Origin of the sequence: Streptomyces fungicidicus (assembly GCF_003665435.1) — a bacterium.
Taxonomy (GTDB): domain Bacteria; phylum Actinomycetota; class Actinomycetes; order Streptomycetales; family Streptomycetaceae; genus Streptomyces; species Streptomyces fungicidicus.
In genome coordinates this window covers 6,064,065-6,088,183 of sequence record NZ_CP023407.1, presented here as the reverse complement: position 1 = coordinate 6,088,183, position 24,119 = coordinate 6,064,065, and the positions used below count along the sequence as shown (strand labels likewise).

Below are 24,119 nucleotides of genomic sequence, written 5' to 3'. Positions count from 1 at the left end.
AGGGGCCTGCGGCGGCCCCGGCTCAGGCCGCCCGCTCCCGGTCCGGCTCCGCCGGTACGTCCGCTTCGTCGGACTCGGTCAGCCAGCGGCGCAGCACCTGGTGTATCCGCTCCGCGCCCGCGAGCTCCGCCCCGTCGGCGACCGGTGCGGACAGGGCGAGCGGGGAGAGCAGGAAGGGGCGGGACTGGGCGCCGCCCAGTCCGCCGTGGGAGCCGATCTGCTCCTCGAAGGCGAGGACCTCGCCGTCGGCGGGGTCGTGGAAGGAGTTGACCATGATGTCGGCGGTGTGCGGGAAGGTGTGGGTGCGGCGTACGGCGTCGGCGGCGCCGGGCCCGAAGGCGGCCAGCGGTCCGGGGTTGTCGTCGAGCTCGTCCAGCGGGATCTCCGCGCCGTACGCGCCGAGCACGACACCGCCGTGACGTTCGCTGCGGACGAGGAGGAAGCCTATGCCGGGGTGGTTGGCAAGGGTCGGCAGCAGCGCGGGGTGGCGGGCGTCGATCTCCTCCCTGGTCATCCGGTGCGGCACGTCGGGGAAGGAGACGAGGCCCAGGTTGCCGGAGGCGAGCACGACCGGTTCGGAGCCGCGGGAGGGGCGGTAGTGCTCGGCGCCCTCCTCGACGGGCCGGCGCAGCGCCGCCCGGACCGCCGCGCGTGCCTCGGCGCCGCTGTGGGTGCTCCGGGCGCGGCGCGGCACGGGCAGTCCGCAGCCGGCCCGCACCAGGTCGCCGAGGGTGAGGCCGTAGCGGGCGCGGAAGGTCTCGCCGGGGCTCTGCCCGTGGTCGGAGAGGACCACGATCCGGTACGGGCGGGGGGCGTGCTCGGCGACGTTCTCGATCAGGGCGAGGGCCCGGTCGAGGCGCTGGAGGACCTTGTCGGTGTCGCGGCTCGACGGCCCGGAGTGGTGGGCCACCTCGTCGTAGGCCACGAGGTCGGCGTAGACGGCGGTGCGGCCGGACAGCAGGTCGCCCATCACCGCGGCGACCACGACGTCCCGTTCGACGACGGTCGCGAAGGCCCGCACGAAGGGGTAGAGCCCGCCCCGCGAGACGCGCGGGCGCTGCCCGCGGAACCGGGCCCGGGTGGACTGGCCGGTCTCCCGGCACACCTCGGCGACGAAGGACAGCGCGGTGCGCACGGCGTTGGCCGGGTCGGAGAAGTAGGCGAAGTAGCCGGCCCGGGAGCGGGCCGCCGGACCGCGGCGGCGGGTGGTGATGGACAGCACCAGGGCCTGCTCGTCGGCGCCGCCGCCGAAGAGGTTGCCGCGGCTGGCGCCGTCGGCGGCGAGCAGTCCGGCGTGGCCGGAGTACTCGATGGCGCGGGCCTGGAGCTCGGCGGCGCTGGTGGGCCGGTTGCAGACCATCACCTCGCGGCGGGCCTTCTCGTACCAGCGGAAGGCGGGGACGTCGTGGTTGCTGCCGTGCAGGATGCCCAGCTGGCTGGCGCCGGTCTGGCTGGACCAGTCGGTGCGCCAGGGCGTGAGCCGGTGGGAGGGGTGGTCGCCGCCGTTGCCGGTGCCGAGCCAGCGGGCGACGGTGGGCATGAGCCCCTTGCCGACGGCGTCCCGCAGGACGTCGTGGCCGACCCCGTCGAGCTGCATGAAGACGGTGCCGGGGGTGGTGGGGCAGGGCTCGGCGGAACGCCGTCTGCGGTGGGCGAGGCGGTAGAGGCGGCGGCGGTAGGCGTCGTCGTCGCGGACGGCGAGCGCGGCGCCCGTGGCGGAGGCGACGGCGGACATCACCGCGGCGACCACGACCGCCGTCTCCGGTGCGGCCGCGCCGCGTTCCACGGGGTTGACCTGCAGGGCCACCCACAGCAGCGCGCCGTTGAGGAAGAACACCAGCAGCCCGAGGACGAGCGCCGGCACGAGCAGCAGCAGTCGTACCAGCAGCGGCCAGACCAGGGCGGAGAGCAGGCCGAAGGCGCCGGCGCCGAGCGCTGCGGTGACCGCGATGTCGGTGGCGCTGTCCCCGTCGGCCGAGCGCAGCCGGAAGTCCGGCAGGATGCCGGCGAGCACCAGCATGGTGAGCGTGGAGACCACCCATACGGCGACGCTGCGCCCCGTCTGACTGGCGATCCGTCGCCACCGCCCGCCACCCACGCCCCGCACACCTCACGTCCTGACCGGTCCCGGTCCCTGTCCACCGTCCACCCTGCCACAACGGCCGGAGCAGGCGTTTCGTCCCCGGGCGCGCCGGGGACGCGGAATCTCAGAGTCCGTCGTAGCCGGCGGTCGGCATCGACAGCCGCCGGTGCACACGGGCCTTCATCGCCGCGTCGTACGACGGTTCGGCGCGGCCCACGGTCTCCACGCGCACCCCGCGCCGGGCGCACTCCGCGGTGAACTCCTCGAGCGACGCCAGCGCGCGTTCCAGTACCCGCGTGCTGGGCGCCACGAACAGGTCGGCGCCGGGCCGCACCCCGTCCCACAGCACGCAGTGATCGGGCCGCAGGCCCCGTACGAGGAGTTCCCTGGCCACCACGTAGCCGTGTTCGGCGGCCCAGCGGGCGCACATGGCGTGCTGGCCGCGGGAGTCCACCAGGAAGGGTTCGCTGTCCAGTTCCTCGAGCGGCGTCAGACTCGCTATCGCGGTCACCCGCACCGGCCCCATGGCGTCCCCCTCACCCCCGGTTTTCGCCGCCGACCCTACTCCTGCACGTAGGCTTCGGGGAGTCGCACGAAGGGAGCGGGGAAGTGCCGGTGGAGGTCACGTGGTGGGGTCACGCCACCTGCACGGTCGAGGACTCGCGCACGCGCGTGCTCACCGACCCGCTGTTCGCGCGCCGGCTCGCGCATCTGCGGCGCCGGCGCGGCGGGGTGCCGGCGGCCGACGCCTGGCAGGCCGACGTGGCCCTCGTCTCCCACCTGCACGCCGACCACCTGCACCTGCCCACGCTGGCGCGGCTCGCCCCGGGCACCCGCCTGCTCGTGCCCCGGGGCGCGCTGCGCGCGGTGCCGGGGCTGCGCCGGCTCACCCATCTCGGCGTGAGCGAGATGGCGCCCGGCGATGTCACGAAGGTCGGCGGCCTGGCCGTACGAGCCGTGCCCGCGCGGCACGACGGGCGGCGGCTGCCGGTGGGGCCGCACCGCTCCCCCGCCCTCGGCTATGTCCTGGAGGGTGAGGCACGGACGTACTTCGCGGGGGACACCGGGCTGTTCGAGGGGATGGCCGAGGAGGTCGGGCCGGTCGACGTGGCGCTGCTGCCGGTGGGCGGCTGGGGCCCGTACCTCGGCGAGGGGCATCTGGACGCGGGGCGCGCGGCCGAGGCGCTGGCCCGGCTGGGGGCGCCCAGCGCGGTGCCGGTGCACTACGGCACGTACTGGCCGATCGGCATGGACGCCGTGCGCCCGCACGAGTTCCACGCGCCCGGCCATGAGTTCGAACGGCTGGCGGCCCGGCACGCGCCCGGCGTGGCGGTGCACCGGCTGGGGCACGGGGAGAGTGTGCGCCTGGGGGTCGCGCGGTGATCCTCCCCGCCGCCCTGGGGCAGGCGGCCGGTGCGTCGCTGTCGTCGGTGGCGCTGCTGGCGGCCGTGCCGGCCGTGGCGCCCGACTCCACCCAGCAGGCCATCGGGTATCCGTCGCTGTTCCTGCTGGTGCTGATCGGGGCGCTGGTGCCGGTGGTGCCGACGGGCGCGCTGGTCAGTTCGGCGGCCGTGGTCGCCTTCCACCGGGCGGCGCCGTTCTCGATGGCGCTGGTGTTCGTGACGGCGTCGCTGGCGGCGTTCCTCGGGGACATGGCGCTGTACTGGCTGGGGCGGCGCGGGATGAAGTCGAAGAACGGCTCCCGCTGGCTGGAGGCGATCCGCGAGCGCGCCCCCGAGGACCGGCTGGAGCAGGCGCAGGGCAAGCTCGCCGACCACGGGGTGACGGTGCTGGTGCTGTCCCGGCTGATCCCGGCCGGGCGGCTGCCGGTGATGCTGGCCTGTCTGCTCGCGAAGTGGCCGGTCCGCCGCTTCGCGCGGGGCGATCTGCCGGCCTGTCTGGCGTGGGCGGCGACCTACCAGCTGATCGGCGTCCTCGGCGGTTCGCTGTTCGCGGAGCCGTGGGAGGGCGTGCTCGCGGCGGTCGCGCTGACCGTGCTCATCAGCGTGGCCCCCGGCCTGTGGCGGCGGATGCGGGGCACGGCGGCGGGCTGAAGCCGCCGCTCACTCCAGGACGCGTGAGCCCCCCACCGGCAGGTCCCACAGGTTCTCGCGGGGCAGCCCGGTCCGCTCCCAGGCGGCGCGGACGCGGGTGAGGGGCTCCAGGACGGGTTCCGCGGAGAGGACGAAGGTGCCCCAGTGCATGGGGGCCATGTGCCGCGCGCCGAGGTCCTGGGCCGCGCGCACCGCCTCCTCCGGGTCGCAGTGGACGTCCGCCAGCCACCATCGGGGGTCGTAGGCGCCGATGGGCAGCAGGGTGAGGTCGATGCCCGGGTAGCGGCGGCCGATGCGGGTGAACCAGTGGCCGTACCCGGTGTCGCCGGCGAAGTGGACGCGCCGTCCGTCGGGGGCGGTGAGCACCCAGCCGCCCCACAGGGAGCGGCAGGTGTCGGTGAGGGTGCGCTTGGACCAGTGGTGGGCCGGTACGAAGTCGAAGCGCACGCCGTCCAGTTCGGCGGCCTCCCACCAGTCGAGCTCGGTGACCCGGGTGAATCTGCGGCGGTGGAACCAGAGGGCGAGCCCGGCCGGCACGAACAGCGGGGTGTCGCGCGGGAGCCGGCGCAGGGTGGGGGCGTCGAGGTGGTCGTAGTGGTTGTGGCTGATCACGACGGCGTCCACGCGCGGCAGGTCCTCCCAGGCGACGCCGACGGGGGTGAGTCTGGCGGGCGTGCCGAGGATGCGGCGGGACCAGACCGGGTCGGTGAGCACGGTCAGCCCGCCTATCCGCAGGACCCAGCTGGCGTGCCCCGCCCAGGTGACGGCGACCGTGCGGGAGTCCGCCCGGGGCAGCGGGCCGGGGGCGTACGGCAGCCGGGGGACGTCGGCGAGGCCCCCCGGGGCGGGCCGTACGGCTCCCTCGCGGGCGAACCGGGCCAGTGCCTTCAGCCCGGGCAGCGGGGACGTCAGCCGGTCGTGGAAGGCGCGGGGCCACACCCGGCGTTCGGCGAGCGGGCGGGGCTCGGCGAGCGGCGGGTGCGCGGGGGCCGGGGCGGAGGGGCCGGAGGGGCGGGAGCCGGGTGCGGCCGTCGTGGTGGTCGGCTCGGGGGGCTGCGTCATCGGGGGGACTCCCATCGCCGGGCGTCGTCACGGAGATCGTCGAAGACCGAGCCCAGCCGGGCCAACGCGGCGCGCACCCGCGGCAGTTCCAGGGGATCGGGCGCGTCGAGGACTTCCGCGCCCGGTGCGCCGCCCAGCAGGGGTGCGGTGGACAGCCGTACGCGCGGGGCCTCGAGGTCGTCCCCGAAGCGATGGCCGCCCGGTGCGGGCATGCCGAGCCGTCCGGTGAGGAAGTCCTCCAGTTCCTGGGCGTCGCCGACACCGCGCGCGGTGAGCGCGGGGGCCAGGGGCGTGAGGTCGGCGTAGAGGTGCCGGCCACAGCGCGGGGGCCGGGAGAGGGCGCCCGCGGCGACGACGGCCCGGTGCGCGGCGGCGGCCACGCGCCCGTGCAGGCGTACGGCGGCGGCGACGCGCGCGGTGACCGGCTCGGGCTCGGACAGCGCGTAGCCCGCGGCGGCGGCCACGGGGGCGGCGACCCGCGCGTCGAGCGCGGTGAGCACGTCGAGCACGCGCGCGTGGAGCGCGTCGCCGTCCCCGCCCGCCGGGAAACGGGCCAGGGCCGCGGGCCAGCCCGGCGGGAGCAGGGCGCCGGCCAGGTCGGTGACGACGGTGACCCGGTCGGGCAGCATCTCGGCGGGGCTGAGCAGCACGGTGTCGTGCGGGTCGTGCAGGGTGTCGCGCCAGGTCTCGTCGCTGACCAGGTGCAGCCCCTCGCCGACGGCCGCCTCCAGGGTCTCGTGCAGCAGCTCGGGCGGGGCGACGGTGGCGGTGGGGTCGTCGGCGACGGAGAGCACCAGGAGGCGCGGGTCGCCGCCCTCGGCGCGCAGCCGGCGCACGGTCTCCAGCAGGGCGTACGGGTCGGGGACCCCGCCGCTGTCGGCCGGGGCCGGGACGGAGAAGGCGGGTCTGCCGAGCAGCCGGGCGTAGGGCGCCCACCAGGCCGCGCAGGGCCGGGGCACCAGGACGTCGCCGCCGAGGGCGGCGGTCAGGGCGACCAGCAGGGCGGGGGCGCCGGGGGCGACGGCCACCCGGTCGGGGGCGGCGGGCAGTCCGCGCCGGTCGCCGTAGCCGCATGCCGCGTCCAGCAGGGCGGGGCCGCCGCCGACCGGCTCGGCGCCGCCCCGTGAGGCGGCCGCGGCGAGCACCGCGGACAGCTCGGGCAGGACGGGCAGCCCGTCCCCGGGGAACGGCGGCCCGAACCGGACGGGGCCGTGACCTACCGGATCCGTCCGCCGCATGCCTGCCTCCGCGCAGTCCCTGGTCCGCTGCCCTGCCCCGGCGCCGCTCGTGCCCCGGGGACCCGTCCCCCGGTCCAGCCAGTACCCAGCCTGCGGCGGACCATGGGTGGCGCTCCTCAGCCGTCCGCGCGGGTGGTCCGGTCCCGGTACAGCCGGTGCGCGGCGGCGCCGAAGGCGCCCGCGATCAGCAGTCCGCCGGCGGCCAGGGCCGGCACGGAGTCGGTGAAGGCGCCGCCCGCACCGGCGTGGACGCCCTGCGGCACGGGGGCCGGCGGGCGGGGGCAGGGGGTGGCGCTCTTCGACGGGACGGGCTTCGGCGGGGTGGGCCTGGGCTTGGGCTCGGTGGGCCTGGGCTTCGGCGGGGTGGGCCTCGGCTCGGTGGGCTTCGGTTCCCCGGCCCGGTGCCCCATGGCCCCGGGCGCGGGCGCGACGGCCCCCGGGTCGGGGTTTTCCGGTTCGAGGGCTTCCGGTTCGCCGAGTGTGCTCGCGTCCGGGGCGGGAATCCCCGCCCCGGTACCGAGGTCGTCGTCGAGGCCGGTACCGAGGTCGTCGTCGAGGCCGGTGCCGAGGTCGTCGTCGAGGCCGGTGCCGAGGTCGTCGTCGAGGTCGGTGCCGGACTCGTCCAGGGTTCCGCTGTCCGGGACGAGCGCCTCGGGATCGGCGGGTTCGAGCGCGGCATCGGGCCGGGCGGCACCGGGACCGGTGCCCTGCGGGGTGTGCCCCTCCCACTCGTGCCCCGGTTCCGGGCAGGGCGAGGGGGACGCGGTGGGCCAGGACGCCCTGCCGTCCGGGACGGTGCCCGCGCACGCGGCCGGTGCGAGCGCCGCGAGGACGGCACCGGTGGCGGCGGCGAGGGACAGGGCACGGGCGGTGCGGCGCATGGTGCGGGCTCCTTCGAGCGACGACGGGAGCGCGCGTTCCGGTCGCGCCCCACCGCCATCACAGCCCCTTCACCGCCGCACCGCCCGCCGCCGGACACCATTGGCGGGAACGGGCACCCCCGGCCGGGTGAAGGGCGCGCCGCGACGGGTCCTACTCCTCCTGGTCCCGCATGACCTGTTCCCGCACCCGGCCGCAGCAGCGGCTGATCAGGCGGGAGACGTGCATCTGCGAGATGCCGAGTTCCTCGGCGATACTGCTCTGGGTCCTGTCGTCGAAGAAGCGCATGTACAGGATGGCCCGCTCCCGCTCCGGCAGTTCCGCCAGCCGTTCCTTGACGGCCTCGCGGTCGACGACGGTGTCCAGCGCCGGATCGGGGGCGCCGAGGGCGTCACCGAGCGAGTAGCCGTCGTCGCTGCCCGGCAGTTCGGCGTCCAGGGACAGCGCGCTGAAGCTCTCCAGCGCCTCCTGCCCGGTGCGGACGTCCTCCTCGCTCAGATGGGCGTGCTCGGCGATCTCGGTCACGGTCGGCCGGCGGCCGGGTGTGGTCCCGGAAAGGTCCTGGGAGGCGTACCTGACCCGGTTGCGCAGCTCCTGGACCCGGCGCGGGACGTGCAGGGTCCACATGTGGTCGCGGAAGTGGCGCTTGATCTCGCCGGTGATGGTCGGCACGGCGTAGCTCTCGAAGGCGTTGCCGAGCTCGGAGTCGTACCGGTCGACGGCCTTGACCAGGCCGAGCGCGGCGACCTGGCGCAGGTCGTCGAAGCTCTCGCCGCGGCTGCGGAACCGTCCGGCGAGACGGTCGGCCATGGGCAGCCAGGCCTCCACGATCTCGTCGCGGAGCGCTTCGCGCTCGGGGCAGGCGGGCAGCGCGGTGAGCCTGCGGAAGGCGGCCGCGGTGTCGGGGGCGTCGTCGTGCGGGTGGTGCCTGGCGGTCGCTCGGGTCGTCATGGTGCGTCGCAACTCCCTCGGGGGGATGGGGGGCGGACGGTCACCGTGGCGAGCGCACTGGTGGGGGGACAGGTGCGCCCGGGGCGGCTGATGCCGCTGCCACGGGCGTGCCTCCTGTCCGAAGCACTTTCTGTGCGCCTGCCCCCGGCTCACACCCCGAAACACCCCGGCCGGGAATTCCGCGGACGCCCCGGGTCACGCCGGGTCCGCGGTGTCGCCCTCGGGCCGTGCGGGTGGCAGCAGGAACTCCTCGTAGCGGCCCAGCATGAGGATCACGCCGAGCATGAGCGGGGGGACGAGCACGGCGAGCACCACCATGGCCGGTCCTTTCCAGGAGGCACGTGGGGGGTGGGCGAACCGGGTCTCCCGCCCCGCGACGGCCAAACCCCGGGGCCGGGACGATCCGGAACGCGAACCCCCGTGTCGCCCTCCGCTCCTCGGGTACGCGGTCGGCACCCCGAAGGATGTGGAGGGAGACATGCAGCGAGGCAGCGACCGGCTCAGCGTCCACCGCGACGACGAGATGAAACACGAACTGCAGGGCCTGCTGCGGTCCGGGCGTCCCACCCGTACCGAGGAGTGGCACGACCCGGAGCCGTTCGCCGACGACGACCCCGAGGTCGCGCACGGCCCGGTGACGCCGAGCCGGGGCCCGACCTCCCTGGAGTCGGTGCGGCTGGAGCTGGCCAGGACCCTGAGCCGCGGGGCGTTCCCCGCGGGCCCGCGCGAGCTGATGCGGGCCCTCGACCGGCGGCACGCGCCCGACGCGCTCATCGAGGCGCTGGAGCGGCTGCCGCGTCAGGCCCGCTACCACAACGTGCAGGAACTGGCCGAGGCGCTCACCAGGGCCCGTGAGACGGAGACGGCTTGACCGGCCCCGGATCGAAGGGAGGCCCGGTCATGGACGGATTCGTCAAGGACGTGATGACCCCCGGCGTGGTCGCCGTGCGTCCGGACGCCTCGGTCGTCGAGGCGGCGCAGCTGATGCGCACCCAGAACATCGGCGACGTGGTGGTGGCCGACGGACAGCGGATCGTCGGGGTGCTCACCGACCGCGACATCACGGTCCGGGCGGTCGCCGTGGCTGCGGACCCGCTCGGGCTGAGCGCCGGGGACGTGTGCACCCCGAACCCGCTGACGCTCGCCCTGGACGACCCGGTGTCCTCCGCCGTCGCCCTGATGCGCGAGCACGCGATACGCCGGATCCCCGTCGTCGAGGGCGGTCTGCCCGTCGGCCTGGTGAGTCTGGGCGATCTGGCCGAGGCGCGGGATCCCGGCTCGGCGCTGGCCGGCATCAGCCGCGCCGAGCCGGACGAGAACAGCTGAACGAAAGGACGTAGAGACATCATGCGCATCGCATTCCTGACCGCGCCCGAGGGCGTCGAGCAGGTGGAACTGACCGAGCCGTGGCAGGCGGCCGCGGACGCCGGGCACGAGCCCGTGCTCGTGTCGACGAGCCCGGGGAAGATCCAGGCGTTCAACCACCTCGACAAGGCGGACACCTTCCCCGTCCAGGAGGTCGTCGGCGAGACGTCGGCGGACTCCTTCGACGGGCTGGTGCTGCCCGGCGGAGTGGCCAACCCGGACCTCCTGCGCACCGACGACAAGGCCGTGGCCTTCGTGAAGGACTTCTTCGAGCAGGGCCGGCCGGTCGCCGCGATCTGCCACGCGTCGTGGACCCTCGTCGAGGCCGACGTCGTCCGGGGCCGGGTGCTGACCAGCTGGCCCAGTCTGCGGACGGACATCCGCAACGCGGGCGGCACCTGGGTCGACGAGCAGGTGAAGATCTGCGACCACGGTCCCAACAAGCTGGTGACCAGCCGCAAGCCGGACGATCTGAAGGCCTTCTCGGAGGCCTGGCTGGAGGTGTTCCGGACGGAGACGGCCCAGCGGCAGACCTGAGGAGGCCGTTCACCGGCCGGAGTCCGGCCGGCGTCCGGCCGGAGGGTCAGGTGCCCGGAGTGGTGGGTGTCGCGGTGTCCGCGGCACCCCGCTCGCGGGCACCTTCGCGCGTGCGGCCCGGGGCCACCGGACGACGCGGGTTGCGGCGCAGGTACTCGCCCTCCAGCTGCGCCATCCGCTCGTTGTGGACCCGCAGCGCGTCGTTGGAGCCGTACAGCAGCGTGTCGTGGCGCGTGCGGTGGATGGTCTCCAGCTCCTTCATGAGCTGCTGGTCGCCCAGACGGTTCGGCTCGACTCCGGTCATCGTGGTGCCCCGCTCGTCGTGTGCGTTCATGCGGTCCGGGTACCCGCCCCGCCGGCACGAGCACTACCCCGTACGGCAACCGGGAGGGAGCCATGGAACTCGCTTTCCTGCATCCACTCTACGAACGTCCCGGCCCCTGGGCCTCCGTCTACGTCGACACCTCCCGGCACACGGAGCACACCCCTCAGGAGCGTCAGCTGACGGCCCGCGCGATGGCCCGGGACCTGGCCGGGCAGGGGGCGGACGAGAAGACCTGCCAGGCGGTGCGCCGCGCGCTGGAGGAGCTGCGGCACTCCAGCGAGCCGCACGGCCGCGCCCTGTTCGCCCGGGACGGCGAGGTGGTTCTCGACCCGCCGCTGGCCAGGTCCCCGCAGCGCGACTGGGCCGAGTGGGCGCCGCTGCCGAGGGTCGCGCCGCTGCTGGAGCTGGCCGGGGAGGACCCGGTGTGCGTCGTCGCCTACGTCGACCGCAAGGGCGCCGACTTCGAACTGCGCAGCGCCCTCGGCCGGGACGACGCCGGCGGTGTCACCGGGCGCCAGTGGCCCGTGCACCGGACCGGCACCGTCGACTGGTCGGAGCGCCACTTCCAGCTCCGGGTGGAGAACACCTGGGACCACAACGCGGCGGAGATCGCCGACGCGCTCGCCGTCTGCCAGGAGGAGACGGACGCCGACCTGCTGATCCTGGTCGGTGACGACCGCGAGCAGCGGTCGGTGCGCGAACGGCTGCCGCAGCGGCTGCACGACCTGGTGGTGGAGGCTTCCCGCGGGGCCGGCAGCCGGCTGCTCGACGAGGACGTGGAGCGGATCCGCGCCGAGCACGTCCGGGAACGGGCCGAGGAGGAGCTGGAGCGGTTCCTCGCCGCCCGGAGCCCCGACGACGAGGGCCGCACGGGCGCCGTGGAGGGCGTTCCTGCGCTGGTCGAGGCGGCGCGCGAGCACCGGATCGACCAGCTGCTGATCCGGCCGGGCGCGGCGGACGCGCACCGCGAGGTGTGGATCGGTGAGGATCCTGACCAGCTCGCGGTGCGGCGCACGGATCTCAAGGTCCTCGGTGAGCAGAACTCGTGGGCGGCGCGGGCGGACGACGCGCTGATCCGGTCCGCGGTCGCGACGGACGCGCCCGCGCTGGCGGTCTCCCTGGTGGCGGAGACACGGGAGGACGCGCCGGTCGGCGGACTGGGCGCGCTGCTGCGCTGGAAGTGACCCGCCGGCCCGCAGGTCGCCTCAGCGCGCGCGCTGGACCCGGCGTTCGTCCCACACCGGTTCGGGTGTCTCCCGGACCCTTCCGTCGCTGCCGAAGACCAGGAAGCGGTCGAAGGAGCGGGCGAACCAGCGGTCGTGGGTGACGGCGAGGACCGTGCCCTCGAAGCCCTCCAGGCCTTCCTGGAGGGCTTCGGCCGATTCCAGGTCGAGGTTGTCGGTCGGCTCGTCGAGGAGCAGGGCCGTGACGCCCTGCAGTTCCAGGAGCAGGATCTGGAAGCGGGCCTGCTGGCCGCCGGAGAGGCGGTCGAAGGTCTGCTCGGCCTGCTGGGTCAGCTCGTAGCGGCGCAGGCGCGACATGGCGGCGCCCCGGTCCTGGGAGTACTCGGTCCACAGGATGTCCAGGAGGCTGCGGCCCCGCAGCTCCGGGTGGGCGTGGGTCTGCGCGAAGTGTCCGGGCAGCACCCGGGCGCCGAGCTTCCAGTTCCCGGTGTGCGCCACGCCGTCCCCGGCCAGCAGGCGCAGGAAGTGCGATTTGCCGGACCCGTTGGAGCCGAGGACGGCGACCCGTTCGCCGTAGAAGACCTCCAGGTCGAAGGGGTGCATCAGACCGGTGAGTTCGAGCTGCTCGCAGGTGACGGCGCGGACGCCGGTGCGGCCGCCCTTGAGGCGCATCCGGATGTCCTGCTCGCGCGGGGGCTCGGGCGGCGGTCCGGCCTCCTCGAACTTGCGCAGCCTGGTCTGGGCCGCGCGGTAGCGGGACGCCATGTCGGGGCTGTTCTCGGCTGCCTGGCGCAGCGTCAGGACCAGCTTCTTCAGCTGGGCGTGCTTCTCGTCCCAGCGCCGGCGCAGCTCCTCGAAGCGGGCGAAGCGCTCCTGCCGGGCCTGGTGGAAGGTGGCGAAGCCGCCGCCGTGCACCCAGGCGTCGGCGCCCGCGGGGCCCGGCTCCAGGGAGACGATCTTCTGTGCGGCGCGGGCGAGGAGTTCGCGGTCGTGGGAGACGAAGAGGACGGTCTTGCGGGTCTCCGCGAGGCGTTCCTCCAGCCAGCGCTTGCCGGGGACGTCGAGGTAGTTGTCCGGCTCGTCGAGCAGCAGGACCTCGTCGGTGCCGCGCAGCAGCGCCTCCAGCACCAGGCGCTTCTGTTCGCCTCCGGAGAGGGTGCGGACCTCGCGCCACTGCGCCTTCTCGTACGGCACGCCCAGCGCGGCCGTGGTGCAGATGTCCCACAGCGTCTCGGCCTCGTACCCGCGTGCCTCGGCCCAGTCGGCGAGTGCCTGCGCGTACGCCAGCTGGGCGGCCTCGTCGTCGACCGTCATGATCGCGTGCTCGGCGGCGTCCACGGCACGGGCGGCCTCGCGGATCCTCGGCTGCGCCACGGACACCAGCAGGTCGCGCACGGTCGTCTCGTCCCGTACGGAGCCGACGAACTGGCGCATGACGCCGAGCCCGCCGGTGACGGTCACCGAGCCGCCGTGCGGTTTCAGCTCGCCGGCGAGGAGGCGGAGCAGGGTGGTCTTGCCCGCGCCGTTGGGTCCGACGAGGGCCACCACGGCGCCCTCACCCACCCGGAAGGAGGCGTCGCCCAGCAGCGCCCTCCCGTCGGGGAGGTAGTACTCGAGGTGCGCGGCTTCCAGGTGACCCATGGAGGGGATTGTGCGGGGGCACCGGCGCGGGCGGCAAACGGGTTTCCGACGGCGTTCCAGAGTGTGAGACATGGGTCTCACCATTCGGCCGTCGGGCGTAGCGTGAGCGGCATCCTACGAGAGCGGAAGGGGTGGGTTCGGCATGCCGGAAGCGCGGGAGACCGCCGTCTACACGCACGGCCACCACGAGTCGGTGCTGCGGTCGCACAGCTGGCGGACCGCCGAGAACTCGGCGGCGTACCTCCTCGGGGTCCTGAAGCCCCACATGCGGATCCTGGACGTCGGGTGCGGGCCCGGCACCATCACCGCCGACCTGGCGGGCCTGGTCCCGGCCGGTCACGTCACGGGGCTCGACCGGGAGCCGGGCATCCTGGAGCGGGCCCGTGCGGTGGCCGCCGAACGGGGCCTGGCCAACACCGACTTCACGGTCGGGGACGTGCACGCGCTGGACTTCCCGGACGACACGTTCTGCGTCGTCCACGCCCATCAGGTGCTCCAGCACGTGGGAGACCCCGTACGGGCGCTGCGGGAGATGCGGAGGGTGACGCGGCCGGGCGGGTTCGTCGCCGTCCGGGACTCGGACTACGCGGCGATGACCTGGTATCCCCCGTCGCCGGGCATGGACGACTGGCTCGGCCTCTACCGGCGGGTGGCGCGGGCCAACGGGGGCGAGCCGGACGCGGGACGGCGGCTGAGGTCGTGGGCGCTCGCCGCCGGCTTCACCGACGTCACCGCCACCTCGGCCACCTGGACCTTCTCCACTCCCGGGGAGCGGGCGTGGTGGAGCGGCCTGTGGGCGGACCGCACGGTCGCCTCGGCCTACGCCGAGCGGGCGGTCGACGGCGGGCACGCCACCCGTGAGCGGCTGCGCGCGGTGGCGGAGGCCTGGCGGGAGTGGGGCGCGCGGGACGACGGCTGGTTCGCGGTACTGCACGGGGAAGTCCTCTGCCGCAAGGAAGCGTGAAACACGCCGGGGTGACGTGGACGGAGGAGTTCCCCGGGACCCGGTCCCGGGGAACTCCTCCGTCCGTCGGTCCCGGGGGATTCAGTCCCGGGGAAGCAGCGGTCCGAGCGGTCCGAGGTCCAGGTTCAGGTCCTCGGGACGCAGCCCGTAGCGGTCCCGCAGTTCCGCCATGCGGTCCTCGAGCAGCATCAGGGTGAGCCCGACCCGCTCCTCCTGCTCCTCCGTCAGGTCGCCCTCGTCGAAACGGCGCAGCGCCTGGCGTTCCATGAGCTGGCGCAGCAGTTCCACGACGGTGAGCACCAGTTTGATCAGATCGCGTTCGACCGTGTCCGGCTCCAGGTCGAGCCGCTTGCGCCGGTCGGCGTGCGGCTCGACCTGGTGCGCGTCGTGATCGGGGCCGCCCGTCACGGCGAGTCCTCGAAGGGCGAGGGGACCTTCGCGTTCACCGAGCTGATCAGCGCGTTGAGGTCGATACGGACCAGGTCGACGTCCGCGATGCGCAGCGTGATGTCGCCCTTGATGACGACCCCGCCGGCCAGGAGCCGGTCGAGCAGGTCCACCAGGGCTATCTCGCGGCGTTCGACGACGGTCACGACCCCTCCTTCTCGGCGGTTTCCTCACCGGCGAACGAGTAGGCCGCCCACGGGCCGGTGAGTTCGACCCGGATCCCGGGGATCCCGTCCTTCGTCGTCTCCACCTTCTCCACGAACTCCTCGGACCCCGCCCGCGGAACCAGATAGGCGGCGTTGAGCACGTTGCGCCCCGCGGCGCCGGAGAGCGCCGGATTCTGCGGCGCGTGCAGCCGGGAGTCCTCCGCGGAACCGGAGAGGGACTCGTGCAGCTGGGTCGCGAACGTCTCGGCCCGCTGCCACAGGTCGTCCTGCGACTTCGTCGCCATGCGCCGCCGCCGCAGGTAGTCACGGCCGGACGCCGGCTTCGCAGCGGGCTCGGCGGGCGTCTCCGGCTCGCGCTCCGACTCCACGTAGACCTTCACACCCCACTCGACCCGGCCCTCCAGCCGGTCCAGGGTGCGCGTGAAGCTCTCCTCACGTGCCTCGATCATGGTGCGTACGCCGCTGTCGTCGCGGAACACGGTGCCCAGCCGCAGCGGCAGCGGGGTCGTGACGGTGGTGAGCGCGTCGATCACGCCCTGGTGGGCGCGGGCGACGGCGGTCAGCCAGTCCAGGTCCTCCAGATTCGCGCGCAGCGGTTCCTCTCCGAACTCCCCCTCGGGGACGTGGCTCACCACGGCCACCAGGTCGTGGTGGGGCATCAGCCGGGGCGGATCGCCTCCCACCCCGGTCAGCTGCGCCTGGAGCGGCGTGCCGAAGGGACGGCAGACCGCGTAGACGTACCGCAGTCCTGTCACGGACTCTCCTCCTGTGCACGCCGGGGTTCCAGTTCCTCCAGCCGGGCCAGCCGCTCGCGCAGTTCGGCGTTCTCCCTCGCCAGTTCGTCACGGCGGGCACGCGAGGACAGGGCCGGGTCGGACTCCCACCAGTCGATCCCCATCTCCTTGGCCTTGTCGACGGACGCGACGACCAGGCGCAGCTTGATGGTGAGCAGTTCTATGTCCAGCAGGTTGATGCGGATGTCACCCGCGATCACGACGCCCTTGTCGAGCACCCTCTCCAGGATGTCCGCGAGGTTGGCGCCGCCGCCCCCGCCGTACGGATCGGGGAGCCGGCTGGGGGTGGTCATCAGCGGCTCCGGCTCTCGGACTGCTCGTCCTCGTACTCACCCTCGGACTCTTCCTCCGGATACTCGTCCTCCTCGTACGAGTCCTCGGGCTCCTCCTCGGGCTCCTCCTCGTACTCCTCCTCCTCGGCCTCCGGTTCGTACTCCTCGTCGGCCTCCCCGCCGGACTCCTCCTCGTACTCGCCCTCCGGCTCCTCGTCGTACTCGCCCTCGGGCTCCTCGCCGTGCTCGCCCTCCGGCTCCTCGCCGTTCTCGCCCTCCGGCTCCTCGCCGTTCTCGCCCTCGGGCTCCTCGTTCTCCTCCTCGGCGACGGCGTCCTCGTGGCTGCGGACCACCTCGCCGTCGCGGATCTCGCCCCGCCAGCTGTCCTCGGCCTCGCCCTTGATGGTGATGAAGCGGACGAAGTGCTTCAGGTCGAGCCGGGCGCGGCGGCCCTGGGCCCGCCAGATGTTGCCGGTCTTCTCGAAGAAGCCCGACGGGTAGTACTCGATGACCAGCAGCACCCGGGTGAGGTTGTCGCCGAGGCTGTGGAAGGAGACGACCCCCTTCGTCGTGCCCTTGGCGCCCTCCGAGGACCAGGCGATGCGGTCGTCGGGGACCTGCTCGGTGGTCTTCGCCTTCCAGCTGCGGTTCGACCACCAGATCTTCGCCTGCCAGTCCGACGTCGTGTCGTCGGACTTGTTGGCGCTCTTGACGCCCTTGGCGAAGGTGCTGAAGTCCTGGTACTGGGTCCACTGGTCGTAGGCCGTGCGCAGCGGCACTCCGACGTCGATGTGCTCGATGATGACGGTGGGCTTGTTGCCGGACGAGCGCTTGCGCTTGCTCTTGCCGCCGCCTCCGCCCAGACCCTTCAGCTTGTCCATCACGTTGTCCTTGGCTCGCGAGGCCCCGAGTTCGACCGCGCTGCGCAGCGGGCTCTTGCCCTCGGCCAGCTTGCGGCCGCCGTCGAGGGCGAGCTTGGCGAAGCCCGGGCTGTTGCCGTCGGCGATGTCGTTGAGCTTGTTCGTGGTCTCGCCGAGTTTCTGGCCGAGGCCGCTCAGCAGACGCGTCGCCTGGGCCGCGAGGTAGTCCTGCACCTCCGCCTTGAGCCGATCGGCGGCCTCGCTGTGCGCGATGTCGGCGAGCGGGCCCTTCGCCGCCCCGTCCGCGCCGTCCCGCGCGGCAGAAGTGGCCTTTCCGAGTGTCTCGGTCATCACTCACCGCCTCCCTTCGGCGTGCGGGGACGGGCACCGCGGGCCGCCGCGGTCTTCTTCGCGGCCGTCTTCTTGGCGGGCGCCGCCTTCTTCGCGGCGGCCTTCTTGGCCGGCGGCGCCTTCTTCGCCGGGGCCTTCTTGGCCGCGGCCTTCTTCGGCGTCCGCTCGCGGGCCTGCTCTTCCTCGCGGTCGTCCTCGTGCCCGCCGTCCGGCTCGTGGTCCTCGTCCGACGGTTCCGCGTCGAGGTCCTCGTCAGCCGCCTGCTCCTGCGGGCCGTCGCCGTTCAGTTGGCCGCGCATCTCGGCGGTGCGGCCGTGCAGCCGGTCGGCGAGCGAGCCGAGCTGCCGCTCGACCAGCGCGCCGGAGGCGGCCGTGCCGACACCGCGCAGCTCGCCGCGGAGCTGATCGCCCAGCTGCTTGAACTGCGGGTTGTCGGCCAGCTGCCGGGACACCAGCTCGGTGACCATGCGCGGGCTGAGGTTCAGCTTCTTGCCCGCCACCAGTCCGCCGACGGCGACCGCCATCTTGAGCTTCTTCGTCCGTCCGAGGAGATATCCGGCCCCTATCGCGAGGCCCAGTCCTGTTCGATTCATCGTGCCGTCCCGTCCCCACTACCCGCGCCTGTGCGCGTCGCGGTCTCCAGCCGGTCGAGGAGTTCGTCCTCCTGCCGGTCGAACTCCTCCTCGGTGATCTCTCCCGCCTCCAGCAGTTCCTCCAGGCGCGCCAGCTCGGCGCGGATGGTCGCAGGGTCGTAGTAGATGCGTTCTGCTTCCTGCAACACCTGCCGGATGGCCCAGCCGCCGCCGCGCACCGGTGCGAACGGCAGCAGCAGTACCTCCGAGATCAGGCCCATGACGTCACCCCGCTTCGGTGTCCGCCCCACCTGCCGCGGTGCCCGCCGGCTCGGCCGGTCCGGGCTCGACGAAGCTGTACGGGGGGAGCGGACCGTTCAGACGGACCTCGAGGTGGGGCATGTCCTTGCGGACCCGCTCCACCGCTGCCAGGAAGTCCTCCGCCGTCTCGCGCTTCACCAGGTAGGAGACGTTGGCGATCCAGCCCGTGGACTCGGGGCCCACGTTCACGGAGTCGGCGACCCCTTCCAGCGCGCTCTCCAGCGCGGGGCCGTCCTCGGCCTCCTTGGCCTTGACCGCCTCGGCGACCATCTCACCGAGGCGGATCTTGTCCTCGTAACTGCCGCCGCCGGACTGCCGGTTGGACTCTGCGAGGGCTCGGATCTCCGGGTTGCCGGCCATCACGTGATGGAGTACCGCATCCTCCACGTGGTTGGCCTTGACGTTGTACTCGACCCGGTCGTCCAGCGCGTGCAGCCGCTCCCGGTAGTGCTCGGCCCGCTCGGCGAGGACTCCGGTGACGGCGTCGTCGTCGGGGGCGACGCTGCCGAACCGCATGGGCAGCACGCAGCCGGCCGCGCCGATCTCGCTGAGCACGTTCTGGTGGGCGAGCAGCTCCCTGCGCTTGGGGCGCAGCCCGTCGGGGGCGTCGCTGACGACGGCCGCCAGTTCGCCCTCCCGCAGGATGCGCACCGGGCGCGACGGATCGCCGACGCCGCCCATGCCCTCGGGCAGCGACGGGTGCGACGCCGCCGTGATGCCGTAGACGTAGGTGCTCACTCCTGCTCCTCCTTCCGGCGGGCGGCGGTGCTCTTGCGGGCCCGCGGGCGGGACTCGCCCTCACGCTCGGAGTCGCCCTCACGCGCCTGCTTGAAGGCGTCGGAGATGGTCTCGGCGGCGCCGGAGAGGGCGCCCTTGGACTTGCCGCGGGCGCCGGACTCGGTGACCTCGCCGACGATCTCGGGCAGGCCCGGGCTCTTGTTGGGTCCGGACTCCAGGTCGAGGCGGTTGCAGGCCTCGGCGAAACGGAGATAGGTGTCGACGCTCGCGACGACCACACGCACGTCGATCTTGAGAATCTCGATGCCGACCAGGGACACGCGCACGAATGCGTCGATGACGAGCCCCCTGTCGAGAACAAGCTCGAGCACGTCGTAGAGGCCGCTGCTGCCGCCCCCGCCGCCGGTCTGTTGTGCCGGTACGACTGTCATGCCGGACAGTCCTCCTTGTCTGTGGGTGTCGGTGTGGGTACGTGCGGGCGGCCTAGCGGCCGCCGGACCTGCGCGCTTCGGCGCGTCCCCGCTCGTAGCGGCGGACCCGGCGGTACCCGGTGAGCTGCCCTTCCGAGTCCAGCTCCACCTGGTAGCTCGCCATCAGGCTCATCGTGTCCGGTACGCGCTCGAGCTCGAGGACCTCGACCTCGAGCGCCCAGCCGTCCTCCGTCTGCTCGAAGGACGACACGGACTCGGCTTCCATGCCGGTGAGTTCCGCGAGCTGTCCGCGCGCCTGGCGCAGCACCTCCATCGGGCTCGGCCGCCGCTTGCTGCTTGTGCTGTTGTCCGCTTCCTTGCGTGATTTCTGGGAGCTACGGGCTTTCTGTGAAGCCTGTGACTCTTCGGTGTCTTCCGTGTTCGTCATGGCCACCTCTCCCTCCGTGTGGCCGCAAGTGTGTGCGCCAAACCTCCGGACGCTCACCCGATTGGCGCAGCCGGGAACAGCGGCCGGTCGGCGCGGCCCGGCACCGTCCGTCCCTTCGGCCCCTTCAGCCCCTCAGCCCCGCCAGCCGGCGGCGTGCCGGTCCCAGGGCGCGTCCCCGCCGCGGCAGCCCGGCCCACGGGTCGGTGCGGGCCTGTGCGACGGCGTCCTCGACGGTCCAGCGGCGGGCGTGCAGCCCCGGATCGTCCAGTTGCTCCCAGGAGACGGGGACGGCGACAGGCGCGCCGGGCAGGGCGCGGACGGTGTAGGGGGCGACCGCGGTCTGTGCGTAGGCGTTGCGCTGCACGTCGAGGTAGAGCCGGCCGCCGCGGTCCTTCTTGCGGGCGGCGGTGGTGAGCCGGCCGGGGTGGGCGGCGGCCAGGGTCCCGGCGACGTCGTGGGCGAAGGCGCGTACCTCGTCGAAGTCCTGTGTCGCGCTCAGCGGCACGATCACGTGCAGGCCCCGGGAGCCGGTGGTCATCGGCGCCGAGGGCAGTTCCAGCTCGTCGAGCAGTCCCCGCAGCAGCCGCGCCGCCTCCCGTACGGTCTCGAAGTCGTCGCCGGCCGGATCGAGGTCGAACACGAGACGGTCCGGCCGGTCGATCCGGGCGGTGCGGGACTGCCAGCGGTGCAGGGTGATGCTCGCCTGGTCGACCAGGTAGAGGAGGGTGGCGGTGTCGTCGCACACGGTGTGCGTGACGGTGCCGCCCTCCTTGCCGACCTCGGCGCGGGTGATCCAGTCCGGATAGCCGTCCGGGGTGTTCTTCTGCATGAACGCCGGGCCGCCGACTCCGTCCGGGCGGCGGTCCAGCATCAGCGGGCGGCCCCGCAGGTGCGGCAGCATGAACGGGGCGACGGCCCGGTGGTAGTCCACGAGGTCGCCCTTGGTGTACTGGGCGGCGTCCCGGCCGCCGGCGAAGAGGACCTTGCCCGGTCGGCGGATCTCCACCGAGCGGCGGCCGGCCCGCACGGTGCGCGCGCCGTCGTCGCTCACGGCACGATCGCCTCCGCCACCAGCAGCCGGCCGGCCGCCGCGATCGACTCGGCGTCGATGCCGGCGGCGCTCAGTTGCTCGTCCGGGGAGGCGGAACCCGGAGTGTCGCGCACGCCGAGCCGCACCAGGCGCGGTACGGGGCGCCCGTCGGCGAAGGCCTCCGCGACCGCGTCCCCGAGGCCGCCCTCCGGATGGTGGTCCTCAACGGTCACCAGACAGCCGGTCTCCTCGCCGGCCACGCGCAGGGTCTCACGGTCGACCGGCTTGACCGAGTACAGGTCGATCACCCGCACGGCGATGCCCTCCCCTTCCAGGGCCTCGGCGGCGGCCAGGGCCTCCGGCACGGTGACGCCCGCCGCGACCAGGGTGAGCCGGTCCCGGCCGGAGGAGCGCAGCACCTTGCTGCCGCCGACCGGGAACTCCTCGTCGGGGCCGTAGATCACCGGGCCCACCCCGCGCGAGGTGCGCAGATAGCGGATGCCGTCCAGGCCGGCCATGGCGGCGACCAGCCGCGCGGTCTGGTTGGCGTCGCACGGGTACAGCACGGTCGAGCCGTGCACCGACCGCATCATCGCCAGGTCCTCCAGGCCCATCTGGCTGGGCCCGTCCTGGCCGATCGCGACGCCCGCGTGCGAGCCGACGAGGTTGATCCCGGAACCGCTGACCGACGCCATGCGGATGAAGTCGTGGGCGCGGGTGAGGAAGGCCGCGAAGGTCGCCGCGTACGGCAGCCGGCCGCGCGAGGCCATGCCGACGGCCGTGGCGACCATCTGCTGCTCGGCGATGTAGCACTCGAAGTAGCGCTCGGGGTGGGCCTTGGCGAAGGCCTCCGCGCGGGTGGAGTCGCCGACCTCGCCGTCGAGGGCGACGACGTCGTCGCGCGCGGCGCCCAGGGCGGCCAGCGCCTCGCCGAAGGCGTCGCGGGTGGCCACCTCCTCGCCCTTGTCCCAGCGGGGCAGCTCGAGCCGGCCGGTGTGCCCGGCGGGCGGTGCCGCGGCGGCGGACGGCCGCTCGCCCCGGATGCGCAGGTCGCGGCGGCCGCCGAGCTCGGCGATCGCCTCCTCGGCGTCGGGCAGCGGTTTGCCGTGCAGGCCCTCCCGGTCCTGGACCGCCTCGACGCCCTTGCCCTTCAGGGTGCGGGCGATGATCGCGCTGGGCTGGCCCCGGGTGGACAGCGCCTCGCCGTAGGCGCGGTCGACGGCGTCCACGTCATGGCCGTCCACCTCGACGGTGTGCCAGCCGAAGGCCTGGAAGCGGCGGGCGTAGGCGTCCAGGTCGTGGCCGTGCCGGGTGGGTCCGCGCTGCCCGAGCCGGTTGACGTCCACGATCAGCGTGAGGTTGTCCAGATTCTCGTACGCCGCCTGCTCGGCGGCCTCCCACACCGAGCCCTCGGCCAGTTCGCTGTCACCGCACAGCACCCATATGCGGTAGTCGGCGTGGTCCAGCCGCTTGCCGGCCAGCGCGATGCCGACGCCGACGGGGAGCCCCTGGCCGAGCGAGCCGGTGGCCGTCTCGACCCAGGGCAGCCGGCGCGGGGTGGGGTGGCCCTCGAGGCGGCTGCCGTTCTTGCGGAAGGTCAGCAGTTCCTCGTCGTCGATGGCGCCGACCGCCTTGAAGAGGGCGTACATCAGGGGCGAGGCGTGGCCCTTGGAGAGGACGAAGCGGTCGTTGCCGGGGTGGTCGGGACGCTCGAAGTCGTAGCGGAAGTGGCGGGCGAACAGCACGGCCGCCAGGTCCGCCGCGGACATCGAGGACGTGGGGTGCCCGGAGCCCGCGGCGTCCGCGGCGCGGACACTGTCCACCCGCAACTGCTGTCCCAGCTCCACGAGTTCACCGGTGTTCATGAGTCTCCTTCGGTAGAGCGGTCGGTGCGCCTGACGGGTCCGGGCGCGACATCCGGACCGGGCGGCGGCTGATCGGGCGGCGGCGCGACGACGGGCCCGCTCCTGGCGGCCTCTCCCCCGGGCTGGTTCTTCGCCGGCTCGCCGCCCGGCTGGTTCTTCGCCGGCTCCCCGCCGGGCCGGCTCCGCGCGGCCTCCTCGCCCCGCCGGCTCTCCGCCGGGGCGGCACCCGGCACCCGTGCCAGTTCCGGGGACGCCGTGTCCAGGGGCACCGACCAGGACCGTACGAGCCCCAACTGGACCGCCTGGCGCGGCAGTACGGCGTCGAGCAGCCAGTCGGCGGCGACCCGCACCCGGTTGCCCGGCATCGCCGCGAGGTGGTAGCCGCGGGTGACCGCTCCCGCGGCGACCCCGGACAGATTCACCCCAAGCGGGTTGGCGGCGGCCTTGACCCCGCCGAGGTCCACCACGAACCCCATGTCCTTGTGGCGGTAGGCGCGCCGCTCCCCGTCGCCGAACGACGCGGCGATGTTGTGCGCGCACACCCTGCCCTGCCGCCAGGCGTGCTGCGCGGTCATCGGCGTGTACGACCCCGGCTTCTCCAGATCGGGCACCGCGGCCGCGTCACCGCAGGCGAACACCTCGGGACGGCCCGGCACCTGGAGGTGCGGGTCGACGAGCAGCCGGCCGCGTTCCATCGGCAGCCCGAGCGACTCGGCGAGCGGGTCGGGGCGTACGCCCACGCACCACACCAGGGTGTGCGTGTCGACGAACTCCCCGTCGGTCAGCAGCACTCCCTCAGGGGTGGCCTCCTTCACGGAGGTGCCCATCCGCACGTCCACGCCGCGTTCGCGCAGCACCGTGTCGGCCGTGCGGGAGAGCCTCTCGTCCAGCTCGGGCAGGACCCGGTCGGCGATGTCCAGCAGCATCCAGCGTGGGCGCATCCCGGTCCGCATCGGGTGCCTGCGGACCTGGGAGTCGGTGAACAGCTGCCCGTGCGCGGCGACTTCGGTGCCGGTGTAGCCGGCGCCCACCACGACGAAGGTGCAGCGGGCGGCGCAGCGCCCGGGGTCGTCGGTGGCGGCGGCGAGTTCCACCTGCCGGGTCACGTGGTCGCGCAGGTACAGGGCCTCGGGCAGGCCGCGGAAGCCGTGGGCGTGCTCGGCGACACCGGGGATCGGCAGCAGCTTGTTGACACTGCCGGCCGCGAGCACCAGCCGGTCGTAGTCGAGTGTGCCGCCCTCGCCCTCGGGGCCGGTGTAGTGCACCTGCCGGGCGTCGAGGTCGATGCGGTCGGACTCCCCCAGCACCAGCTTCACCTGCGGCAGCGTGTCGGAGAGGGAGACGGTCACCCGGCGCGGTTCCAGGATGCCGGCGGCGACCTGGGGCAGCAGGGGCAGGTACAGGAAGTAGTCGGTCGGGTTGAGCAGGACGATATCGGCCCGGCCCCGGGCGAGCCGGGACAGGGTCTGGGCCGTGCGGTACCCGGCGAAGCCGGCACCGACGATCACTGTGCGGGGTCGACTCACGGTTCGCCTCCGGCGCGGTCGCGTACGTCGGGAGA

Annotated in this window: 29 protein-coding genes; 7 read left to right on the top strand and 22 right to left on the bottom strand. The window is 73.8% G+C overall.

All coding sequences use genetic code 11. The features are described 5' to 3' along the window. Nucleotides 1-22 precede the first annotated feature (22 nt). Nucleotides 23-2,107 (bottom strand): phage holin family protein, encoded by a 2,085-nt coding sequence (locus CNQ36_RS27510; protein ID WP_121547963.1) that lies wholly within the window; start codon nucleotides 2,105-2,107, stop codon nucleotides 23-25. A gap of 100 nt (nucleotides 2,108-2,207) precedes the next feature. Beyond that, entirely contained in the window at nucleotides 2,208-2,609 is a 402-nt protein-coding gene (locus CNQ36_RS27505; protein ID WP_121547962.1) for a hypothetical protein, read from the bottom strand. Between the two features lie 83 nt (nucleotides 2,610-2,692). Between CNQ36_RS27505 and CNQ36_RS27500 the strand changes: the two genes are divergently transcribed. Then, the gene (locus CNQ36_RS27500; RefSeq protein WP_121547961.1) at nucleotides 2,693-3,466 is read left to right on the top strand and encodes an MBL fold metallo-hydrolase; all 774 of its coding nucleotides are present in this window, start codon (nucleotides 2,693-2,695) and stop codon (nucleotides 3,464-3,466) included. 53 nt (nucleotides 3,467-3,519) lie between these two features. Next, nucleotides 3,520-4,137, top strand: coding sequence for a DedA family protein (locus CNQ36_RS27495; protein WP_121548617.1), 618 nt, complete (start codon nucleotides 3,520-3,522; stop codon nucleotides 4,135-4,137). 9 nt (nucleotides 4,138-4,146) lie between these two features. Here CNQ36_RS27495 and CNQ36_RS27490 read toward each other — a convergent pair whose 3' ends face one another. The 5 genes from CNQ36_RS27490 to CNQ36_RS35620 form a co-directional block, all read right to left on the bottom strand. Further along, on the bottom strand, nucleotides 4,147-5,199 hold the full coding sequence (locus CNQ36_RS27490; protein ID WP_121547960.1) for an MBL fold metallo-hydrolase: 1,053 nt from the start codon (nucleotides 5,197-5,199) through the stop codon (nucleotides 4,147-4,149). After that, nucleotides 5,196-6,437 (bottom strand): aminotransferase class I/II-fold pyridoxal phosphate-dependent enzyme, encoded by a 1,242-nt coding sequence (locus CNQ36_RS27485; RefSeq protein ID WP_121547959.1) that lies wholly within the window; start codon nucleotides 6,435-6,437, stop codon nucleotides 5,196-5,198. The genes CNQ36_RS27490 and CNQ36_RS27485 overlap by 4 nt, the downstream gene beginning before the upstream one ends. Before the next feature lie 116 nt (nucleotides 6,438-6,553). After that, entirely contained in the window at nucleotides 6,554-7,318 is a 765-nt protein-coding gene (locus CNQ36_RS27480; RefSeq protein ID WP_121547958.1) for a hypothetical protein, read from the bottom strand. A 151-nt stretch (nucleotides 7,319-7,469) separates the two neighbouring features. Beyond that, entirely contained in the window at nucleotides 7,470-8,267 is a 798-nt protein-coding gene (locus CNQ36_RS27475; protein ID WP_121547957.1) for an RNA polymerase sigma factor SigF, read from the bottom strand. A 195-nt stretch (nucleotides 8,268-8,462) separates the two neighbouring features. After that, nucleotides 8,463-8,585 carry a hypothetical protein gene (locus CNQ36_RS35620; RefSeq protein WP_260868230.1) on the bottom strand — a complete coding sequence of 41 codons (123 nt, stop codon included), beginning with the start codon at nucleotides 8,583-8,585 and terminating at the stop codon, nucleotides 8,463-8,465. A gap of 160 nt (nucleotides 8,586-8,745) precedes the next feature. Between CNQ36_RS35620 and CNQ36_RS27470 the strand changes: the two genes are divergently transcribed. Genes CNQ36_RS27470 through CNQ36_RS27460 form a run of 3 tightly spaced genes read left to right on the top strand, consistent with a single transcriptional unit; the run spans nucleotide 8,746 to nucleotide 10,169 of the window. Beyond that, nucleotides 8,746-9,138, top strand: coding sequence for a DUF2795 domain-containing protein (locus CNQ36_RS27470; protein ID WP_040905690.1), 393 nt, complete (start codon nucleotides 8,746-8,748; stop codon nucleotides 9,136-9,138). A gap of 29 nt (nucleotides 9,139-9,167) precedes the next feature. Then, nucleotides 9,168-9,593 carry a CBS domain-containing protein gene (locus CNQ36_RS27465; protein WP_121547956.1) on the top strand — a complete coding sequence of 142 codons (426 nt, stop codon included), beginning with the start codon at nucleotides 9,168-9,170 and terminating at the stop codon, nucleotides 9,591-9,593. Nucleotides 9,594-9,614: 21 nt separating this feature from the next. Further along, nucleotides 9,615-10,169: a type 1 glutamine amidotransferase domain-containing protein gene (locus tag CNQ36_RS27460; protein WP_121547955.1), complete on the top strand. Its 555-nt coding sequence runs from the start codon at nucleotides 9,615-9,617 to the stop codon at nucleotides 10,167-10,169. 46 nt (nucleotides 10,170-10,215) lie between these two features. On the opposite strand, the gene CNQ36_RS27455 is transcribed toward CNQ36_RS27460, so the two are convergent. After that, complete coding sequence (locus tag CNQ36_RS27455; protein WP_004922799.1) at nucleotides 10,216-10,503, bottom strand: DUF6158 family protein; 288 nt, start codon at nucleotides 10,501-10,503, stop codon at nucleotides 10,216-10,218. Between the two features lie 62 nt (nucleotides 10,504-10,565). Here CNQ36_RS27455 and CNQ36_RS27450 point away from each other — a divergent pair, with 62 nt between their 5' ends. Next, a complete protein-coding gene (locus tag CNQ36_RS27450) occupies nucleotides 10,566-11,678 on the top strand; it encodes a baeRF2 domain-containing protein (RefSeq protein WP_121547954.1) in 1,113 nt (370 codons plus the stop codon). A gap of 21 nt (nucleotides 11,679-11,699) precedes the next feature. Here the strand turns inward: CNQ36_RS27450 and CNQ36_RS27445 are convergent, their stop codons facing one another. After that, nucleotides 11,700-13,319 carry an ABC-F family ATP-binding cassette domain-containing protein gene (locus tag CNQ36_RS27445; RefSeq protein WP_004922804.1) on the bottom strand — a complete coding sequence of 540 codons (1,620 nt, stop codon included), beginning with the start codon at nucleotides 13,317-13,319 and terminating at the stop codon, nucleotides 11,700-11,702. A gap of 142 nt (nucleotides 13,320-13,461) precedes the next feature. Between CNQ36_RS27445 and CNQ36_RS27440 the strand changes: the two genes are divergently transcribed. Further along, a complete protein-coding gene (locus tag CNQ36_RS27440; RefSeq protein ID WP_121547953.1) occupies nucleotides 13,462-14,283 on the top strand; it encodes a methyltransferase domain-containing protein in 822 nt (273 codons plus the stop codon). 81 nt (nucleotides 14,284-14,364) lie between these two features. On the opposite strand, the gene CNQ36_RS27435 is transcribed toward CNQ36_RS27440, so the two are convergent. The 13 genes from CNQ36_RS27435 to CNQ36_RS27375 form a co-directional block, all read right to left on the bottom strand. Next, complete coding sequence (locus CNQ36_RS27435) at nucleotides 14,365-14,691, bottom strand: gas vesicle protein K (protein WP_004922809.1); 327 nt, start codon at nucleotides 14,689-14,691, stop codon at nucleotides 14,365-14,367. Beyond that, nucleotides 14,688-14,876 carry a gas vesicle protein gene (locus tag CNQ36_RS27430; RefSeq protein WP_004922811.1) on the bottom strand — a complete coding sequence of 63 codons (189 nt, stop codon included), beginning with the start codon at nucleotides 14,874-14,876 and terminating at the stop codon, nucleotides 14,688-14,690. Before CNQ36_RS27430 ends, CNQ36_RS27435 begins: the two co-directional genes overlap by 4 nt. Further along, nucleotides 14,873-15,652, bottom strand: coding sequence for a GvpL/GvpF family gas vesicle protein (locus tag CNQ36_RS27425; protein ID WP_004922814.1), 780 nt, complete (start codon nucleotides 15,650-15,652; stop codon nucleotides 14,873-14,875). The genes CNQ36_RS27430 and CNQ36_RS27425 overlap by 4 nt, the downstream gene beginning before the upstream one ends. Then, a complete protein-coding gene (locus CNQ36_RS27420; RefSeq protein WP_004922816.1) occupies nucleotides 15,649-15,984 on the bottom strand; it encodes a gas vesicle protein in 336 nt (111 codons plus the stop codon). Before CNQ36_RS27420 ends, CNQ36_RS27425 begins: the two co-directional genes overlap by 4 nt. Continuing rightward, nucleotides 15,984-17,174, bottom strand: coding sequence for an SRPBCC family protein (locus CNQ36_RS27415; RefSeq protein ID WP_121547952.1), 1,191 nt, complete (start codon nucleotides 17,172-17,174; stop codon nucleotides 15,984-15,986). Before CNQ36_RS27415 ends, CNQ36_RS27420 begins: the two co-directional genes overlap by 1 nt. Then, a complete protein-coding gene (locus CNQ36_RS27410) occupies nucleotides 17,174-17,767 on the bottom strand; it encodes a DNA primase (RefSeq protein WP_121547951.1) in 594 nt (197 codons plus the stop codon). Before CNQ36_RS27410 ends, CNQ36_RS27415 begins: the two co-directional genes overlap by 1 nt. Beyond that, entirely contained in the window at nucleotides 17,764-18,027 is a 264-nt protein-coding gene (locus tag CNQ36_RS27405; RefSeq protein ID WP_004922822.1) for a gas vesicle protein GvpG, read from the bottom strand. The genes CNQ36_RS27410 and CNQ36_RS27405 overlap by 4 nt, the downstream gene beginning before the upstream one ends. Before the next feature lie 4 nt (nucleotides 18,028-18,031). Then, entirely contained in the window at nucleotides 18,032-18,805 is a 774-nt protein-coding gene (locus tag CNQ36_RS27400) for a GvpL/GvpF family gas vesicle protein (RefSeq protein ID WP_121547950.1), read from the bottom strand. Then, nucleotides 18,802-19,236, bottom strand: a complete 435-nt coding sequence (locus CNQ36_RS27395) for a gas vesicle structural protein GvpA (RefSeq protein ID WP_121547949.1) — start codon at nucleotides 19,234-19,236, stop codon at nucleotides 18,802-18,804. Before CNQ36_RS27395 ends, CNQ36_RS27400 begins: the two co-directional genes overlap by 4 nt. Nucleotides 19,237-19,288: 52 nt before the next feature. Next, nucleotides 19,289-19,663 (bottom strand): gas vesicle protein GvpO, encoded by a 375-nt coding sequence (locus CNQ36_RS27390; RefSeq protein ID WP_004922830.1) that lies wholly within the window; start codon nucleotides 19,661-19,663, stop codon nucleotides 19,289-19,291. 124 nt (nucleotides 19,664-19,787) lie between these two features. Continuing rightward, the gene (gene ligD / locus CNQ36_RS27385) at nucleotides 19,788-20,714 is read right to left on the bottom strand and encodes a non-homologous end-joining DNA ligase (protein WP_121547948.1); all 927 of its coding nucleotides are present in this window, start codon (nucleotides 20,712-20,714) and stop codon (nucleotides 19,788-19,790) included. Then, entirely contained in the window at nucleotides 20,711-22,558 is a 1,848-nt protein-coding gene (locus CNQ36_RS27380) for a transketolase (RefSeq protein WP_121547947.1), read from the bottom strand. Before CNQ36_RS27380 ends, ligD begins: the two co-directional genes overlap by 4 nt. Continuing rightward, on the bottom strand, nucleotides 22,555-24,084 hold the full coding sequence (locus tag CNQ36_RS27375; RefSeq protein WP_121547946.1) for an NAD(P)/FAD-dependent oxidoreductase: 1,530 nt from the start codon (nucleotides 24,082-24,084) through the stop codon (nucleotides 22,555-22,557). The genes CNQ36_RS27380 and CNQ36_RS27375 overlap by 4 nt, the downstream gene beginning before the upstream one ends. Between the last annotated feature and the right edge of the window lie 35 nt (nucleotides 24,085-24,119).